Source organism: Bacillus sp. FJAT-29814, from assembly GCF_001510715.1.
Taxonomy (GTDB): domain Bacteria; phylum Bacillota; class Bacilli; order Bacillales; family Cytobacillaceae; genus Neobacillus.
This window is the reverse complement of the sequence record NZ_LMTJ01000005.1, coordinates 1-16,999: the sequence shown is the minus strand read 5'-3', so window position 1 is coordinate 16,999 and position 16,999 is coordinate 1. Positions and strand designations below refer to the sequence as shown.

Sequence of the window (16,999 nt, the reverse complement as noted above, 5' to 3'; positions counted from 1 at the left end):
TTATCTATTAAAGCCCCCGAGCCTTTTTCCCACCGACGCCTAATTTTATGGCTAGTAAGCGGGATTAAGCCCGCTAAGCATTTCTTTTGTTACAAGGACAATTTCATCATCCAAAGAACGAATTACCGTACCATCCGGTATATTGACATCAAAAGGAACAATCGCTTTTTCAATAAAACAGTTTTGCCCAATTGTGACATCCGGCATAATGACCGACTCTTTTACCCGCGATTCCCTGCCAACATTGACACCCTGGAATAACACGGATTTTTCTATTTTGCCTTCAATTGTGCAGCCTTCGTTAATGAGTGATTCCTGAACGATTGCGTCCGGAGAAATGTATTGCGGCGGACGATTTGGATTAACCGAATAAATGCGCCAGTCGTGGTCAAATAAGTTCAGTTCACATTCCTCTTTTAGCAGGTCCATATTTGCTTCCCACAGACTTTGGACCGTGCCGACATCCTTCCAATAACCCTTAAATGGGTAGGCGAATAATTTCTTTTTGTCATCCAAAAGGGAAGGAATGACATCTTTCCCGAAATCGTGACTGGAGTCGGGATTTCGGGCATCCATTTCCAAATATTCCTTCAGTATATTCCAACTAAAGATATAAATGCCCATTGATGCTAAATTATTCTTAGGCGAGACCGGCTTTTCCTCAAATTCTATAATTCTCATATCCTCGTTTGTATTCATGATCCCAAATCGGCTGGCCTCGGCCCATGGAACTTCGATCAAGGAAATCGTGACATCAGCCCTTTTTTCAATATGGTACTCCAGCATGGTTTCATAATTCATCTTGTAAATATGGTCGCCAGAAAGAATCAAAACATAATCTGGTTGGTATTGTTTGAGATAATTTAAGTTTTGATAAATGGCACTGGCTGTTCCTGTATACCACTTTACTTCCGAAGACTCACTGTATGGCGGCAATACGGTTACCCCGCCATTCTTGCGGTCCAAGTCCCAGGCACTGCCGATGCCAATATAAGAGTTTAGGAGGAGCGGCTGATATTGTGTCAACACCCCTACCGTATCGATCCCTGAATTTGCGCAATTGCTAAGTGTGAAATCAATGATTCTATATTTACCGCCAAACGGCACCGCAGGTTTTGCCAAATCCTTGGTCAGGGCATTAAGCCTGCTCCCTTTTCCCCCTGCCAGCAACATGGCGACGCACTTTTTCTTTCCCATTGCCTTTTCTCTCCTTTCGTTTTTTAACCGGTCTTAATATATGAAAGCCAAACGGAGCAATCGCCATTGAAAGGGAGCATGGTTTCCCATGGTATGGTTCAGTAGTTGCCGCGATGATTTTCTTATTGACTACACCTGAACCCCCAAACTCCAGGTCATCGTTTGTTAAGATTTCTCGATACTCGCCCGCTTTTGGAACCCCAATTTTATAATCTGGATAGCTCATTCCAGTAAAATTACAAACTACGACTAATGTATCCTCTTCTTTTTTCCCTTTACGGATAAAGGAGAAAATGGATTGGTTGCGGTTATCGACCTCGATCCATTCAAAACCGGGATACAAATGGTCTAGCTCATAAAGCGCTTTTGACCGTTTATATAGTTTTATTAGCACTTTTACAAAAGTATTAAGTTTTCGGTGCAATTCATAATCGAGCAGGTGCCAATCGAGTTGTTCTTTGTCCTTCCATTCCGCAAACTGCCCAAGCTCAAAACCCATAAACAACAGTTTTTTCCCTGGATGGGTAAACATATAGCCAAGCAAAAGCCTCAACTGGGCAAATTTTTCCCAATACTCTCCCGGCATTTTATCAAGCAGTGACTTCTTCCCATGCACGACCTCATCATGTGAAAACGGAAGCATAAAGTTTTCCGAAAAGGCATATAAAAGTGAAAAAGTCACTTTTGAATGGACACTTGATCTAGCAAACGACGGGGTTTCCATATATTCCAGCATGTCGTTCATCCAGCCCATATTCCATTTGTAATCAAAGCCCAATCCGCCATAGTGGACAGGTGCGGTAACATTAGGGAAATCGGTGGAATCCTCCCCAATCATTAACACATGTGGGTTGAACTCGTGAATCACTTTATTCAGCTTTTTTAAAAAATGGATCCCATATGGGTTTTCAGACATGCCTTCGTTTGCATTTGGCCAGAAAATGATATTGGCGACTGCATCCATCCTAAATCCGTCAATATGGAATTCTTCCATCCAAAAGACTGCATTAGAAATGAGAAAGCTTTGTACCTCTCCTTTACCTAGGTCAAAATTCGCTGTCCCCCAGACATGGTTTTCCCTGTCATGGGTAGTGGAGTAGGAATAAAGATGTGTGCCATCAAAGTTATACAGCCCGTGGGCATCCTTACAAAAATGCCCTGGTACCCAATCAAGAATGACCCCAATCCCATGCTGATGGCATCGGTCGATGAAGAATTTAAAATCATTCGGGGTGCCATACCTTGATGTTACTGAAAAATACCCGGTACCTTGGTACCCCCAAGAGCCATCAAAAGGATGCTCGATAAGCGGCATTAGTTCGATATGGGTAAAACCATGCTCAGCAACATAAGGGATTAAGTCCTCTGCCAGTTCCCGATAGGTTAAAAATCTGCCATCCTCGTGTGTTTTCCACGATCCTAAATGAACTTCATATATGACTGTGGGTTCCGAGAAGTTATTTTTCTGTGCCCTTCGTTCCATCCAATTAGCATCATGCCATTGATAAGCTTCGAGTTGATGCACAATTGAGGCCGTATTTGGCCGTAATTCTGAATAGAAAGCAAATGGGTCTGATTTTAACAGCCTTTCGTTTGAGTGAGTAAAAATCTCGTACTTATACGTACAGCCTTCAAGATTTTGTTTTATCAGAAAAACCCATACGCCTTCATCATTAACCTTTTGTAATTCATATCCTTCACTATTCCAGTTATTGAAATCCCCTGCGAGCCTCACCTTGACGGCATTCGGGGCCCATACGCAAAAACGGGTATATGCCTGGTCGGAATCTTTAAGGATATGAGCGCCAAAAAGGTGATGACTGTTGTAATAGCTTCCTTCATGAAACAAGTGAAGCTGATAGTCTGTCGGAAACAATGTGTTCACTGCCATGGCTCTCCTCATCCCCAATGAAAATATGTATTTCAAAAACCAATTATAAGTGCTAATAACAAATAATCCCCGAAAAACTTTTTTATCTTTTCTGACAATAGGTGAGAGATGGTACCAAAAAGAGGCAAATTAGTACAGCTTTCATTTCATTCCGACAAGAAATCGTCCAAAATACGACAAAAATCTAGTAAGTTTTTTTGAAATTTTTAAGATTTTAGGCTGGAAAAGTTATGTAATCTTTAGAAAATTGAATAATTTTATTGAGGCTGAAAAATATGGATGAAAGCGGTTTTTGTAAGCGATTTCAGTATTTTACTGAAATGATAAGGGAAGAAAATATTATATTAATATTATATTTTTATTGATATTTTTATGAGTTGAATAATAAATTCAGAGCCTAGACAGACTGGATTTTTTTAAACTACAAATATAAAATCATAACTTTGTCCAGCAAAATATAAAATAGTCCAGACTTCTACCCAGTAGTTCCATGTTATAATTTTGGTTGTATTGAAAACGCATACATGTCGAAAGGAGGACCGGTTATTGGGATTAAATTCCCCAAAAACTCGTATTCTAGGAGGTATTAAATGAAGAAAAAATTTGCATCAAAACTCTCGTCTTTACTCTGTATTGTATTAATAATGTCTCTATTACCTGCCTCACCGATACCTTCATCTAAGATTAATGCAGCCACAGCAAATGATTTCTCTACTTCTTTTGAAAATACCGACCTGCAGCCAACCTGGCAAAACACAGCAGAAACGGATAGTAAAGGCAATAAGAAATCCTCTGGGGTGATTGGGGAAATTCCTTATGACACGATTCAAGGGGATATCACTAGTAAAGTAAAAAAAGTCACCGCAAGTGCCAACAATCCCCCGAATGAAGTTGAATCAATGTTAATCGACCAAAACCCACAAACAAAATGGCTGGCGTTTCAACCAACCACCTGGATTGAATTCACCTTCGACGAACCACAGAACGTAGTCAAATATGCATTTACCTCAGCAAATGACGCATCAGGAAGAGATCCAAAGGATTGGACACTTTCCGGCTCAAACGATGGCCAAAACTGGGTTGAATTAGATAAACGCACCAATCAAAAATTTGAAAAACGATTTGAACGAAAACTATTTGAATATGAAAATAAGGACAAGTTTACCCACTTTCGTTTCAACATTACTCAAAATTCCGGTGATGGGCTAACCCAATTGGCCGAAATTGCCTTATCAAACGGGATTGATGTCCCGCCTCCTCCGCCATCGGACATGAAGGTATACGTAGGCGATGGGCCGACAAGCAGCTATACGGGCAAAACTAAGGCGGGCTGGACCGGAAAACAATCGTTAATATATGAGGGCCGCCATGAAGCAACTGGTGAGGGCTATGCCTATAACAAAGTCTTCGATGTGGACATTAAGATTACACCTGATATGCAGCTTTCCTATTATATTCATCCACAGTTTATGGACAGCAATGAACTGGATTATTCCAGTACCTATGTTTCGGTGGACCTTGCCTTTACGGATGGAACCTATCTAAGTGAATTAAATGCTATCGACCAGCATGGTGTTGCCTTAAACCCGAAGGAACAAGGAGAATCGAAAACACTTTACGCCAATCAATGGAACTACAAAGAAGCCAACATCGGTAAAGCTGCCGAAGGAAAAACCATTGACCGCATCTTGGTTGCCTATCATAACCCAAAAGGTCCAGGGGTCTTTAAAGGCAGCATTGATGATATCAAGATCATTAGTAGTCCCGCCAAGAAAAACTATTCCAGCCTTGTTGATTATGTAAATATTTTAAGAGGTACAAACTCAAACGGTACATTTTCCCGCGGGAATAATTTCCCTGCAGTTGCTGTACCGCATGGGTTTAACTTTTGGACCCCAGTCACAAATGCGGGTTCAACGAGCTGGCTTTACAGCTATCAGCAAAGTAATAACGCGGACAATCTACCGGTTTTACAAGCCTTCTCCCTCAGCCATGAAACGAGTCCGTGGATGGGTGACAGGCAGACATTCCAAGTGATGCCTTCAACTCAAGTAAAGCCAAGCGCGAACCGTAATACTAGAGCGCTGCCATTTAAACATGAAAATGAAATCGCCAAGCCCCATTACTACAGTGTTACATTTGAAAATGGTATCAAAACGGAAATGACACCGACCAATCGGGCTGCGATGTTCCAATTTACGTTTACAGGTAATACCTCAAGTCTCATCTTTGACAATGTAAATAACAACGGAGGCTTAACATTAGACCCACAAAATAATACCGTAACAGGTTATTCAGATGTAAAGAGCGGACTTTCGACCGGCGCAACCAGAATGTTTATCTATGCGACATTTGATAAACCAATTGCTGTAGGTGAAAAGTTAACGGGAGAAGGAAGAAATAATGTTACCGGATACGTACAATTTGATACTTCCGGTTCCGACAAAACTGTCACGATGAAAATTGCCACCTCCTTAATAAGCGTTGAACAGGCGAAGAAAAACCTGGAGCAGGATATTAAGTCTTCCGATACATTTGACACGATTAAAGACAAGGCAAAACAGCTTTGGAATGAAAAGTTAGGCATTATTGAGGTAGAGGGTGCAAGCGAAGACGACCTTGTTACGCTGTATTCTAATATGTACCGTTTATTCTTGTATCCAAATATTGCATTTGAAAATACCGGCACAGTAGACAACCCTGTTTACAAGTATGCAAGTCCATTTTCTCCAGCCTCCGGCCAAAATACCGCAACGGAAACTGGAGCCAAAATTGTTGAAGGAAAACCATATGTTAACAATGGGTTCTGGGATACGTATCGGACCACCTGGCCAGCCTATTCCTTGTTAACACCAACCCATGCCGGAGAAATGATTGATGGATTTGTGCAACAATATCGAGATGGCGGATGGGTTTCCAGATGGTCATCACCGGGTTATGCCAATTTAATGGTTGGAACCAGCTCTGATGTGGCCTTCGGAGACGCCTACCAAAAAGGTGTCACAAACTTTGATCTAGATGCCTACTATGAATCCGCGATTAAAAATGCTGCAGTATTTAGTAAAGATCAAAGTGTTGGCCGTAAAGGGTTGTCTACATCGATCTTTAATGGCTATACAAGCACTTCCACTGGGGAAGGCATGTCTTGGGCAATGGATGGGTATATCAATGATTTTGGCATCGCCAATATGGCAAAAGCCTTGCTTGATAAAACAGACAAAAATGACCCGAAATATGAACAGTATTTAGCCGATTATCAGTATTTTCTATCCCGTTCACAAAATTACGTTGAGATGTTCAATAAAGAAGCTGGATTCTTCATGGGCCGAAATGCCTCAGGAGATTGGAGAGTTGCAGCTAAAGATTTCGACCCAAGGAACTGGGGCGGGGACTATACTGAAACAAATGCATGGAATATGGCATTTCATGTTCCTCAAGATGGGCAGGGCTTAGCCAATCTATATGGAGGCAGGGATGGATTGGCCAAGAAACTGGATGAATTTTTTAATACTCCAGAAACAGCCTTATATCCGGGCGGTTACGGCGGCATCATCCATGAAATGCGTGAGGCTAGAGATGTCAGAATGGGCATGTACGGGCATAGCAACCAGCCTTCCCATCATATCCCTTATATGTATAACTATGCAGGCCAACCATGGAAAACACAGGAAAAGGTAAGTGAAATTCTTTCCCGTCTTTACATTGGCAGTGAAATCGGGCAAGGATACGCTGGTGATGAAGATAATGGAGAAATGTCAGCATGGTATATTTTCAGTGCTGCAGGCTTCTACCCATTACAAATGGGTCTGCCAGAATATGCGATTGGAGCTCCTTTCTTCAAAAAAATGACGATTCATTTAGAAAATGGTCAGGATCTTACCATTAAGGCACCAAATGTGAGTAAAAAGAACAAATATGTTCAAAGCCTCAAGATGAACGGTAAAGATTACAACAAAACGACTATTTCACATAAGCTACTTGCGGAAGGCGCAGTGCTGGAATTCGAAATGGGCTCAAAACCATCTAAGTGGGGAACAAGTATTGATGCATTACCAACCTCCATCACGGACAGTTCTACGGATGGATCTTCAATAATGCCTGACCCATTACAGGATTTGACCAATGCTGCCAACGGCAAGTCTTCACATAGCGATCAAGGTGTGGCTAGCCTTCTGTTTGATAATAACTCGGAAACAAAGGTAACTTTAGCAGGCGATAAACCTTGGGTGCAATACAAATTTGAGAATGGCGCAAAAAGAGCGGTTATGTACACGATTACATCAGGAGACAAGCAAGCACAAGATCCGCAAAGCTGGGAACTAATCGGATCAAACGATGGAAAAGAATGGACTGTCCTCGATAGACGATCCGATATCGGCTTTAAATGGCGTTTATTTACCAAGCCTTTTGCAATTCAAAATCCGGGTGAATATGCATATTACAGATTGCGTGTTACTGGGAATGGCGGCGATGCTTCGACAACTTTTGCTGAAATCGAATTACTGGGTTTTGAAAATATTGCCGGCCAGTTTAAAGAGGTACGAAAAGCATATGAAAAATATTTAGGCTCCGGGGATATTAAAGGTTCTCTTGCCACCCAGTTCGATGCAAAGTTTACTCAGGCAGAAGATCATTTTTCAAAAGATGACTTTACTCAATCAGCGAAAAAGCTCGAGGATCTACTAAATTTCCTTAATACTAGCAAACCTGAAAATATCAGCAAGAAAGCAAAAGAGAGATTAAGTGCGGAGGTTAGTGCGCTGCGTTTCTCAGTAGAAAGATTAATCATAGGGGGCAATCCAGGCAAAGGTGCATGGAAAAATGATGAAGAAGTAACTCAGGTTCCTATTTTTGAAATTTCACAGCTATCTTCCGCTACCGTCGCACCTGGAGAAGATGCCACTATCTCAGTAAAAGTAGAAAACATCGGTCTATTAGCTGGTGAGAAAAAACTAGACTTTTATTATGAAGGCGAATTTAAAGAATCAAAGACCGTTTCGCTGGATGCAGGTAAAAGTGAGACGGTGTCCTTTATGGTCAATGATGTGCCACTAGGCTTGCACCCGTTTAAAATCAATGAATTAACTGGGGTTGTGAAAGCTCTCCACCCTGGGCCTGTTTTATCACTTAGTTTCGATGAAAGCAGTGGCACAGTTGCAAAAGATGCCTCTCCATATGGGCACAATGGGACATTAAACGGCAGCGCCTCCTTTACTCAAGGCAAATATGGCAATGCGCTGAAACTGAATGGCGGCTATGTAGAAATCCCAACTTCTACATTGTTAAATGGAGATGACGAATTCACAATTGGCCTATGGGTCAATCTGCCAAATCCAAGTGCCGACCAGAAACTCATTGGGAATACACCAATTGGAAGCGGATATGTGCTTGGCATTCAAGGTGGTCTTTATCCTGAAATGTGGGATACAAGCGGCAGCAGGTTTAGCTTCAATAAGGGAACAATACCTGCGAACCAATGGACTCATTTGGTGCTGACATGGAAGCAAAATGGAAAGGTCATTGGCTATATCAATGGCGAGGAAGTGATGAACATTTCAGCAGGACCTAATCCTATTGCACCGACAAATAGGCCAATCATTATTGGCGGTGCGCCATGGGGTCCAACAGGACTTCAAACGATCGGTTTGGTCGATGAAGTGAAAATATATAAGCAGGCTCTTACGCCGGAACAAGTAAAGCAACTGTATAACAGCAACTCAATTCAATGATTCACAGAATCCCGGAGAAGAATGTTTCTTCGGGATTCTTTTTTTCGATGTACATGTCCTGAGAAATAGAAAAAAGCCCCATGGTACCATGGAGCACGGTTGCAACTATTTATCCTTTTACGGACCCGGCGAGCAGTCCCTTTACAAAGAATTTCCCGAGGAAAATATAAACAAGCAGGGTTGGCAAAGCCGCAAGAATGGCACCTGCCATTTGGACATTCCATTGCACAATTTGGCTTCCTGAAAGATTTTGCAACGCAACCATAATGGGCTGCTGATCGGAGGTTGTAATCGTAACAGCAAATAAAAACTCATTCCAAATATTTGTAAACTGCCAAATCCCTACCACTACAAAGCCGATAATCGAAAGTGGAATCATGATATACCGAAATATAGTGAAAAATCCTGCTCCATCAATTTGCGCTGATTCAATCATTTCTCCTGGAATACTGGCATAAAAATTACGGAACATTAAAGTTGTAATTGGAATGCCGTACACAACATGTACAAGGACCAGTCCAGGAATTGAATTATACAGGCCGATTTCCCGTAAAAACTGGATTAGCGGAATTAGAATGCTTTGGTAAGGAATAAACATTCCAAATAACACAGCTGTAAAAATCCAATCCGCCCCTTTAAATTTCCACTTCGACAGGACATATCCATTTAAGGAACCCAATAAAGCGGAAAAAATGGTAGCAGGAATCACGAGATAAATGGAATTCACAAAGTTGGGCGCCAGTTTTTCAAACGCTTCTTTGTAACTAGTAAAATCTATCGCCTTTGGAAGCTCCCACATTTGCGCCAGCGTAATTTGATCCAGGGGCTTAATGCTTGTAATAAACATGAGATAGACTGGCATTAGAAAAAACAAACTAAAGGCAATCAATAATGCATAAAGAGCCGGGCGGGTTACTACTCGAATCGACATCAGCTTCCACCCTTTCTGCTTGAAATCAAATACGGGATAATAAAAATCGCAACAGATAGCAACATAATAATGGTAATCGCTGCACCGTTTGCATAATAATTGCCGCGGAAGGTGGTTTCAAACATATATACCCCCGGGACATCAGTAACAAAGTTGGCCCCTGGGCCAGTCATTGCATAAATTAAATCAAAGATCTTAAGCGAGATATGGGCCATAATAATAATGACACTAACCGTAATTGGCATTAACAATGGAAAAATAATCTTTAAAAAGATTTGGAATTCAGATGCCCCATCGATCCGGGCAGCTTCCCGTAATTCTTCGGGAATTCCACGCAGTCCAGCCAAGTACATGGCAACTGAAAATCCTGTCATTTGCCACATGGCCGCAATCACCACCGCAATAATAGCCACAGGAATACCAAATTCGATTTTTCCCCACTCAATACCCGGGATAATGGTGACACTCGTATACCACTTCGGTGAAATTCCAAAATTTTTCAAAATCAGATTCACACCTGTTGAAGGATTCAAGATCCATTGCCAGACAACACCTGTCACAATAAAAGATAAGGCCATTGGAAAAAAGAAAATATTTCGAAACAATGATTCCGCCCGAATTTTTTGATCAAGTAAAATAGCAAGCACAAGTCCGGAACCAAGAACCGCAATGATAAAGAACAATGTAAAGAAAAGCGTATTTCTTAAATCAGCCTGGAAGCGAAAATCACTGAACAAATAAGCATAGTTTTTTAATCCCGCAAAGGAAAAATCCGGAACAAGAGAATTCCAATTGCTTAGGGAGACATACCCTGTCCATCCAATAAACCCGTAGACGAAAATGGCAATTAAAATGATGGAAGGAAGGAGACATAAAAAAGCCTTTACCCTGTCATTCATCAGAGGGCGGTTTCTCTTTGTTTCCGTAATCATTAATGGTTTTGATTGATTTTTCAATGGTGCAGATGGTTTAACAGATTCCACTTATATCCCCCCTTGCGTTAAATGTATACTCGCCGACCGACAAGTCCGTATGGACGAAGGCAAAGGTGTAGTTGAATTTATGCGTGCGAAGCTGAGATAAAAAATTCTGATTAGCAAAAAAATAGGGAAGAGAGACACCTTCCTCTCCTCCCCACTTGTTTTACTTTTTAAGCTCACTAGATGCAGTTTTCAAGGAATCCACAAATTGGTCCGATTTTTGTTGCGTTACAAATATGTTGACTGCTTGGTTTACCTTTGTTAAAAATCCTTCTGGCGCTGCCGAACCGTGTGCCAAACTTGGAGCCAGTTTTGCTTCTTTAAATTCTTCAATTGTTTGCTGGCCATAAACATCGTATTTTGATTTATCTGCATCAATTCGTGCAGGAATGGATCCTTTCAATGGATTGAAAGCATCTTGTCCTTCAACAGATCCTAAGACAGAGAGCCATTTCTTTACATCATCTGGATTTTTAACACCTTTTGGCAATCCGAATGTATCTGTAACTACCATAAACATGCCATCAGTTCCTGGTGTAGCCACCCAGCCAAAGTCTTCATTTGCCTTCAACTTTAAATCATTAGAAAAATAGCCTTTTGCCCAGTCACCCATTACATTCATCGCGGCGTCACCAGTTCCCACTAACTGAGAAGCATCCTGCCAGTTTCTTGAGCTATGGTCTTCATTTACGTAAGACAACATTTTCTTAAATGTTTCAACCGCATCTTTCACCTTTGCATCATCAAACGCGAGATCGCCAGTCCATAATTTCTTGTAGTCATCTGCTCCAAGCGTACCTAATAGGACACTTTCAAACAGATGAGTGGCTGTCCAAGGCTCCTTATCCCCAAGCGCTAGGGGAGTAATCCCTTTTGCTTTAAGAGCGTCAGCCACCTTAAAGAATTCATCAAATGTTTTTGGTGCTTCCAAATTGTTCTCTGTAAAAATCTTTTTGTTATACCAAAGTACATTTCCACGATGAATATTTACAGGAACAGAATAAATATGTCCATCCTTGCTAACAAGGTCAATTAAATCCTTTGGAAATTTATCTTTCCAGCCTTCCTTTTCATAAAGGTCATCGAGTGTCTCCATTTTACCGGCCGCAACCCAGCCTTCATTTAATTCGGCACCGCCATGGACCTGGAACGTTGCAGGAGGATCATTCCCTTGCATCCTACTTGCAAGCACCGCTTTTGCATTCGTACCTGCACCACCAGCTACAGCTGCATTTTCAATTTTCACATCCGGGTGCTTTTCCTTAAACAATTCAATTAATGCTTTTAATCCATCTTCTTCCCCAGCACCTGTCCACCAGCTAAAAATGTCCAGCTTTGCATCTCCTTTTTCGGACTTTTTACCGGAATTCCCTCCAGACGAAGTATCGGAGCTGCATCCTGCTAATACAAATGAGGCCATAAGCAAAACAGTTAACAAAATCGACCATGCTTTTTTCATTAATTTCCCCCCTCATCTCTTATGAAAGCTCTTTCATTTACCACTATAACACTAATATTCAGACTTCTGTTCCAGAATTTCCTTTAATCTTTTGCATTCATCTTCACTTTTTTGTTAATTATTGATAATGTCATTCGATTACCCAATAAATAACCGCTTTCTGTATTCACTTGGGGAATAACCGGTTGTCTTTTTAAATACTCTACTAAAATAGTTAGGGTCCTTATATCCGACGTTAAAACAGATCTCCTTCAAGCTGCTTTCAGGATTTTTCATCAAATCCTTGGCCTTATTTACTCGTAATTGGGTAATGTAATCAATAAAATTAACAGAAAATTTTTCTTTAAACAATTTACTTAAATAAAAGGGACTTATACCGACATATTCTGCTGCATCCTCTAATGAAATGGTCTTTGTAAAGTTTTCCTCAATAAAATCTTTTATTTTCTTCATCTTTTTGTCATCATAATACAGGTCCCAAGCTACTTCTTCATTTTCCGAAGGGGAAATCGCTAACCGAAGATTTTTTCTTAAATTCTCTTGTTCTTCTTTTTCCCGTCTTTCCATATTAAGTTCGGAAATTACCCGCTCTACTGCTGCAACAAGTTCATCTTTTCGGGCAGGTTTTAATAAATATTCTTTAACACCCTGCTGCATTACTTGTCTAGCATACTCAAATTTATCAAATGCAGATAGCATAATCACTTTTATATCTGGTTGCTGGTCTTTAATCACTTTTACCGCCTCAATGCCAGTAATCCCTGGCATTTTAATATCCATAATGATGATATTAGGAGCGAATTGGTTTGCGAGTTGAATGGCTTTTCTCCCATTTTCAGCCTCGCCAATAATCTCTATATTTTTTAGTTTTGTTGATACAATCATCCTAAGTGCCTGTCTTTCTAGCATCTCATCATCTACAATTAATAATTTATACATGGTCTTTTGCGAGAACCTCACTTTCAGAAACACAAGGGAGCATTAGCCGAATTACTGTTCCCTCGTCCATTTTGGACTGAATCTCAACCACCTGATCCTGTCCATAAAATAATTGCAATCGCTTAATTACGTTTATTAACCCAATCCCCGTCGAATGCCCGGTATGTTTCGAGGATTTTTGACTGGAATGTACCCTATCAACTTGCTCTACTAATCTTTTTATCGTTAGCTCGTCCATTCCAACTCCATTGTCTGCCACTTCAATAATGACCTGACTATTTTTTTTATAGACGCAAAGGCTTAAAACTGCACCGTGTTCATATGATTCAACGCCATGGATAAATGCATTCTCAATAATCGGTTGCAATGTTAAAACCGGTATTGGAAGTGATAGGCATGACTCATCAATCTCTGTCCTAAACTGCACCCTATCACCAAACCTGGTCATTTGAATAAAAAAATAATTATGAACGACGGCGACCTCATCTTTCAATGTCGTGGGTTTGTCCAAATTGCCCAGATTATACCTTAATAAAGCCGCTACGGAATCAATTAAATCACTTGTCCGTTCTGCACCTTCGATATAGGCCATTCTCGAAACCGTATTTAATGTATTAAAGAGAAAATGAGGATTAATTTGATTTTGCAAACTTTTTAGTTCCATTTCTTTTAACAAGTTATCCAGTTCTGATTTCTGCTTGATTTCTTGAATTAATCGACGAATATTTTCCCTCATATTATTAAACGCTTCAGCCAGAAAGCGAAGCTCGTCCTTTGTAGGTGCTTTTACATCAGGACCGTCAAATTTCCCGGTGGAAATTTCCTTTGCTGCCTTAGATAAAAGGCTGATGGGCTTCGTCATCCCTTTTGAAAACCACAGGGCAAATAGTATACTTATAAGAATGGTCAAAACAAAAATAATAATACCAATCGTGCTGAAAAGCTCATTTCTTTTATGCATTTCCCTGTAGAATGTTTGATAATTCGTTAATTCATGGTTTATTAATGCCAATGTCGCTTCCTGTATGTAGATGGATATTCTAGATAATTCCGTTAAATGGGATGAGTAAACCTCAATCTCATTACGATTATATGCATTTAATATCACCGTGCACTCGCCTAGGAAGCTTTCAATTAAGTAATAATAATTCTTTACGACAATATCTTGATTTATATGTGGTTTTAATTGAGATTGTAACCGCTTTAATTTTTGCCGTTCTGACGAATAGATATCAAATTTATCAATAGAGTGATCGAGTAAATAGTCATCTAAAGACTCATAAACGGATTTTGTACTCATTGACAAGTCATTTAATAGAAAGAATCTTTGTAAAATCGCATTATACTCATCACCAGATTTCTGGCTGCTTTGAAATAAGAAAAACGAAACACTATTAATTAATAATACGAGAACCATGGAGTACCCAATAATTTTTGTTCGGATGGAAATCACAGAATCTATCCTCTCTTTCCTTTTTATGGTTCAATTTTAGTTTAAACCCAAACTGATCCCAATTCAATTAAATCAAGAAGATTCAAATTACTCCTTTTTTTAGTGTTTTATTCTTAAAACAATCAAATAAAATAATCTTGAAACACAAAAAAACTGATGACAAAATGTCATCAGCCTTTTTGTATGACCCCTACGGGATTCGAACCCGTGTTACCGCCGTGAAAGGGCGGTGTCTTAACCGCTTGACCAAGGGGCCAATCAACAGAGAAGAAGGGATTCGAACCCTCGCGCCGCTTACGCGACCTACTCCCTTAGCAGGGGAGCCCCTTGAGCCACTTGGGTACTTCTCTATATGGCTCCGCAGGTAGGATTCGAACCTACGACCGATCGGTTAACAGCCGATAGCTCTACCACTGAGCTACTGCGGAATAATATATGGTGGGCCTAAATGGACTTGAACCATCGACCTCACGCTTATCAGGCGTGCGCTCTAACCAGCTGAGCTATAGGCCCATAATGGAGCGGGTGATGGGAATCGAACCCACAACAACAGCTTGGAAGGCTGTGGTTTTACCACTAAACTACACCCGCATTATATGGGGCGGCTGATGGGAATCGAACCCACGAATGTCGGAACCACAATCCGATGCGTTAACCACTTCGCCACAACCGCCATAATATTTACAATAATCAAATGGTGGCTCAGGACGGAATCGAACCGCCGACACATGGATTTTCAGTCCATTGCTCTACCGACTGAGCTACTGAGCCAACAAATGGCGGTCTGGACGGGACTCGAACCCGCGACCTCCTGCGTGACAGGCAGGCATTCTAACCAACTGAACTACCAGACCGTATTGCGGGGGCAGGATTTGAACCTGCGACCTTCGGGTTATGAGCCCGACGAGCTACCGGACTGCTCCACCCCGCGACAATAAAAAGTATAAAGTTTACGTCATGCTAAGAGCTAACGTAGGACTGTATCAAAATCAGGAAGCATATTCAATCAGCAGCTCGATTGATACAACTCGCAGAATATTCATCGAAGCAACGCTCGTTGCTCCACCTCGCGACAATAAGAAGTATAAAAAATGTGAGACTATATGGCGGAGGAAGAGGGATTCGAACCCCCGCGCGGTTTAACCCGCCTGTCGGTTTTCAAGACCGATCCCTTCAGCCAGACTTGGGTATTCCTCCATATTATATAAAGCTATTGGTGGACCTTGTAGGACTCGAACCTACGACCGGACGGTTATGAGCCGTCTGCTCTAACCAGCTGAGCTAAAGGTCCAAGTTAAGGTTCATTAACCTATATGGTTAAAATCTGTCTGTCCCCATCTCAGAAAGCTTATTCAAGAAGCAGCTCGATGGGTACAACTCGAAATTTATTCAAGGAGCTTCGCTCGTTGCTCTAACCAGCTGAGCTAAAGGTCCTAAAGACATTGGTAGCGGCGGAGGGGATCGAACCCCCGACCTTACGGGTATGAACCGTACGCTCTAGCCAGCTGAGCTACACCGCCAAATTTTTAATTAAGTTATGGTGGAGCCTAGCGGGATCGAACCGCTGACCTCCTGCGTGCAAAGCAGGCGCTCTCCCAGCTGAGCTAAGGCCCCATAATCATGTGGATGGTCGGGAAAACAGGATTCGAACCTGCGACCCCTTGGTCCCAAACCAAGTGCTCTACCAAGCTGAGCTATTTCCCGTCTTTTAAAACAAGTGGCGCGCCCGACAGGAGTCGAACCCATAACCTTCTGATCCGTAGTCAGACGCTCTATCCAATTGAGCTACGGGCGCGTATGAAATTTCATGGTGCCGAGGACCGGAATCGAACCGGTACGGTAGTCACCTACCGCAGGATTTTAAGTCCTGTGCGTCTGCCAGTTCCGCCACCCCGGCATTTTGGAGCGGAAGACGGGATTCGAACCCGCGACCCCCACCTTGGCAAGGTGGTGTTCTACCACTGAACTACTTCCGCATGAAAGAAATGATGCGGGTGAAGGGAGTCGAACCCCCACGCCTTGCGGCGCCAGATCCTAAGTCTGGTGCGTCTGCCAATTCCGCCACACCCGCAATATTTAAATGGTGAGCCATGAAGGACTCGAACCTTCGACCCTCTGATTAAAAGTCAGATGCTCTACCGACTGAGCTAATGGCTCATAACATTAATTTAAGTGGTGCCGGCTAAAGGACTTGAACCCTCAACCTACTGATTACAAGTCAGTTGCTCTACCAATTGAGCTAAGCCGGCACATTAATATGGTGGAGGATGACGGGATCGAACCGCCGACCCTCTGCTTGTAAGGCAGATGCTCTCCCAGCTGAGCTAATCCTCCATAAAGCCTGGCAATGTCCTACTCTCACAGGGGCTTTCGCCCCAACTACCATCGGCGCTGAGAAGCTTAACTTCCGTGTTCGGGAT

The 16,999-nt window shown here is 41.7% G+C and carries 8 protein-coding genes, 21 tRNA genes and 1 rRNA gene; 1 reads left to right on the top strand and 29 read right to left on the bottom strand.

Annotated elements, in window-relative coordinates:
- Positions 1 to 51: 51 nt before the first annotated feature.
- Positions 52 to 1,197, bottom strand: coding sequence for a glucose-1-phosphate adenylyltransferase (locus AR334_RS12480; RefSeq protein ID WP_066310829.1), 1,146 nt, complete (start codon positions 1,195 to 1,197; stop codon positions 52 to 54).
- A complete protein-coding gene (glgB, locus tag AR334_RS12475; RefSeq protein WP_066310827.1) occupies positions 1,139 to 3,088 on the bottom strand; it encodes a 1,4-alpha-glucan branching protein GlgB in 1,950 nt (649 codons plus the stop codon). Before glgB ends, AR334_RS12480 begins: the two co-directional genes overlap by 59 nt.
- A 590-nt stretch (positions 3,089 to 3,678) precedes the next feature.
- Between glgB and AR334_RS12470 the strand changes: the two genes are divergently transcribed.
- Positions 3,679 to 8,817 (top strand): GH92 family glycosyl hydrolase, encoded by a 5,139-nt coding sequence (locus AR334_RS12470; protein ID WP_066310823.1) that lies wholly within the window; start codon positions 3,679 to 3,681, stop codon positions 8,815 to 8,817.
- 109 nt (positions 8,818 to 8,926) lie between these two features.
- Here AR334_RS12470 and AR334_RS12465 read toward each other — a convergent pair whose 3' ends face one another.
- From AR334_RS12465 to rrf, 27 genes are all read right to left on the bottom strand, one after another.
- Positions 8,927 to 9,748: a carbohydrate ABC transporter permease gene (locus AR334_RS12465; protein WP_066310821.1), complete on the bottom strand. Its 822-nt coding sequence runs from the start codon at positions 9,746 to 9,748 to the stop codon at positions 8,927 to 8,929.
- Positions 9,748 to 10,647 carry a carbohydrate ABC transporter permease gene (locus tag AR334_RS12460; RefSeq protein WP_253701304.1) on the bottom strand — a complete coding sequence of 300 codons (900 nt, stop codon included), beginning with the start codon at positions 10,645 to 10,647 and terminating at the stop codon, positions 9,748 to 9,750. Before AR334_RS12460 ends, AR334_RS12465 begins: the two co-directional genes overlap by 1 nt.
- Before the next feature lie 244 nt (positions 10,648 to 10,891).
- Positions 10,892 to 12,187 (bottom strand): ABC transporter substrate-binding protein, encoded by a 1,296-nt coding sequence (locus AR334_RS12455; RefSeq protein WP_066310818.1) that lies wholly within the window; start codon positions 12,185 to 12,187, stop codon positions 10,892 to 10,894.
- 138 nt (positions 12,188 to 12,325) lie between these two features.
- A complete protein-coding gene (locus AR334_RS12450; RefSeq protein ID WP_066310813.1) occupies positions 12,326 to 13,126 on the bottom strand; it encodes a response regulator in 801 nt (266 codons plus the stop codon).
- Entirely contained in the window at positions 13,119 to 14,579 is a 1,461-nt protein-coding gene (locus AR334_RS12445; protein ID WP_066310811.1) for a sensor histidine kinase, read from the bottom strand. Before AR334_RS12445 ends, AR334_RS12450 begins: the two co-directional genes overlap by 8 nt.
- 184 nt (positions 14,580 to 14,763) lie before the next feature.
- Positions 14,764 to 14,835 (bottom strand) — tRNA-Glu (locus tag AR334_RS12440).
- A gap of 6 nt (positions 14,836 to 14,841) precedes the next feature.
- Positions 14,842 to 14,929: transfer RNA gene (locus AR334_RS12435), tRNA-Ser, on the bottom strand.
- Positions 14,930 to 14,932: 3 nt separating this feature from the next.
- Positions 14,933 to 15,007, bottom strand: a tRNA-Asn gene (locus tag AR334_RS12430).
- 8 nt (positions 15,008 to 15,015) lie between these two features.
- Positions 15,016 to 15,092: transfer RNA gene (locus AR334_RS12425), tRNA-Ile, on the bottom strand.
- A 4-nt stretch (positions 15,093 to 15,096) separates the two neighbouring features.
- Positions 15,097 to 15,170: transfer RNA gene (locus AR334_RS12420), tRNA-Gly, on the bottom strand.
- 6 nt (positions 15,171 to 15,176) lie between these two features.
- Positions 15,177 to 15,252: transfer RNA gene (locus AR334_RS12415), tRNA-His, on the bottom strand.
- A 22-nt stretch (positions 15,253 to 15,274) separates the two neighbouring features.
- Positions 15,275 to 15,350 (bottom strand) — tRNA-Phe (locus AR334_RS12410).
- 6 nt (positions 15,351 to 15,356) lie between these two features.
- A tRNA-Asp gene (locus tag AR334_RS12405) sits at positions 15,357 to 15,433 on the bottom strand.
- Between the two features lie 3 nt (positions 15,434 to 15,436).
- Positions 15,437 to 15,510: transfer RNA gene (locus tag AR334_RS12400), tRNA-Met, on the bottom strand.
- Between the two features lie 173 nt (positions 15,511 to 15,683).
- A tRNA-Ser gene (locus AR334_RS12395) sits at positions 15,684 to 15,776 on the bottom strand.
- Positions 15,777 to 15,793: 17 nt separating this feature from the next.
- Positions 15,794 to 15,870 (bottom strand) — tRNA-Ile (locus AR334_RS12390).
- Between the two features lie 152 nt (positions 15,871 to 16,022).
- A tRNA-Met gene (locus AR334_RS12385) sits at positions 16,023 to 16,099 on the bottom strand.
- Between the two features lie 18 nt (positions 16,100 to 16,117).
- Positions 16,118 to 16,193: transfer RNA gene (locus AR334_RS12380), tRNA-Ala, on the bottom strand.
- A gap of 13 nt (positions 16,194 to 16,206) precedes the next feature.
- Positions 16,207 to 16,283 (bottom strand) — tRNA-Pro (locus AR334_RS12375).
- 14 nt (positions 16,284 to 16,297) lie between these two features.
- Positions 16,298 to 16,374 (bottom strand) — tRNA-Arg (locus AR334_RS12370).
- A 13-nt stretch (positions 16,375 to 16,387) separates the two neighbouring features.
- Positions 16,388 to 16,476 (bottom strand) — tRNA-Leu (locus AR334_RS12365).
- Positions 16,477 to 16,480: 4 nt separating this feature from the next.
- Positions 16,481 to 16,555: transfer RNA gene (locus AR334_RS12360), tRNA-Gly, on the bottom strand.
- A 13-nt stretch (positions 16,556 to 16,568) separates the two neighbouring features.
- Positions 16,569 to 16,650: transfer RNA gene (locus AR334_RS12355), tRNA-Leu, on the bottom strand.
- 10 nt (positions 16,651 to 16,660) lie between these two features.
- Positions 16,661 to 16,736: transfer RNA gene (locus AR334_RS12350), tRNA-Lys, on the bottom strand.
- A 16-nt stretch (positions 16,737 to 16,752) separates the two neighbouring features.
- Positions 16,753 to 16,828: transfer RNA gene (locus tag AR334_RS12345), tRNA-Thr, on the bottom strand.
- Between the two features lie 9 nt (positions 16,829 to 16,837).
- Positions 16,838 to 16,913 (bottom strand) — tRNA-Val (locus AR334_RS12340).
- 5 nt (positions 16,914 to 16,918) lie between these two features.
- A 5S ribosomal RNA gene (gene rrf, locus AR334_RS12335) occupies positions 16,919 to 16,999 on the bottom strand; the annotation flags it as partial.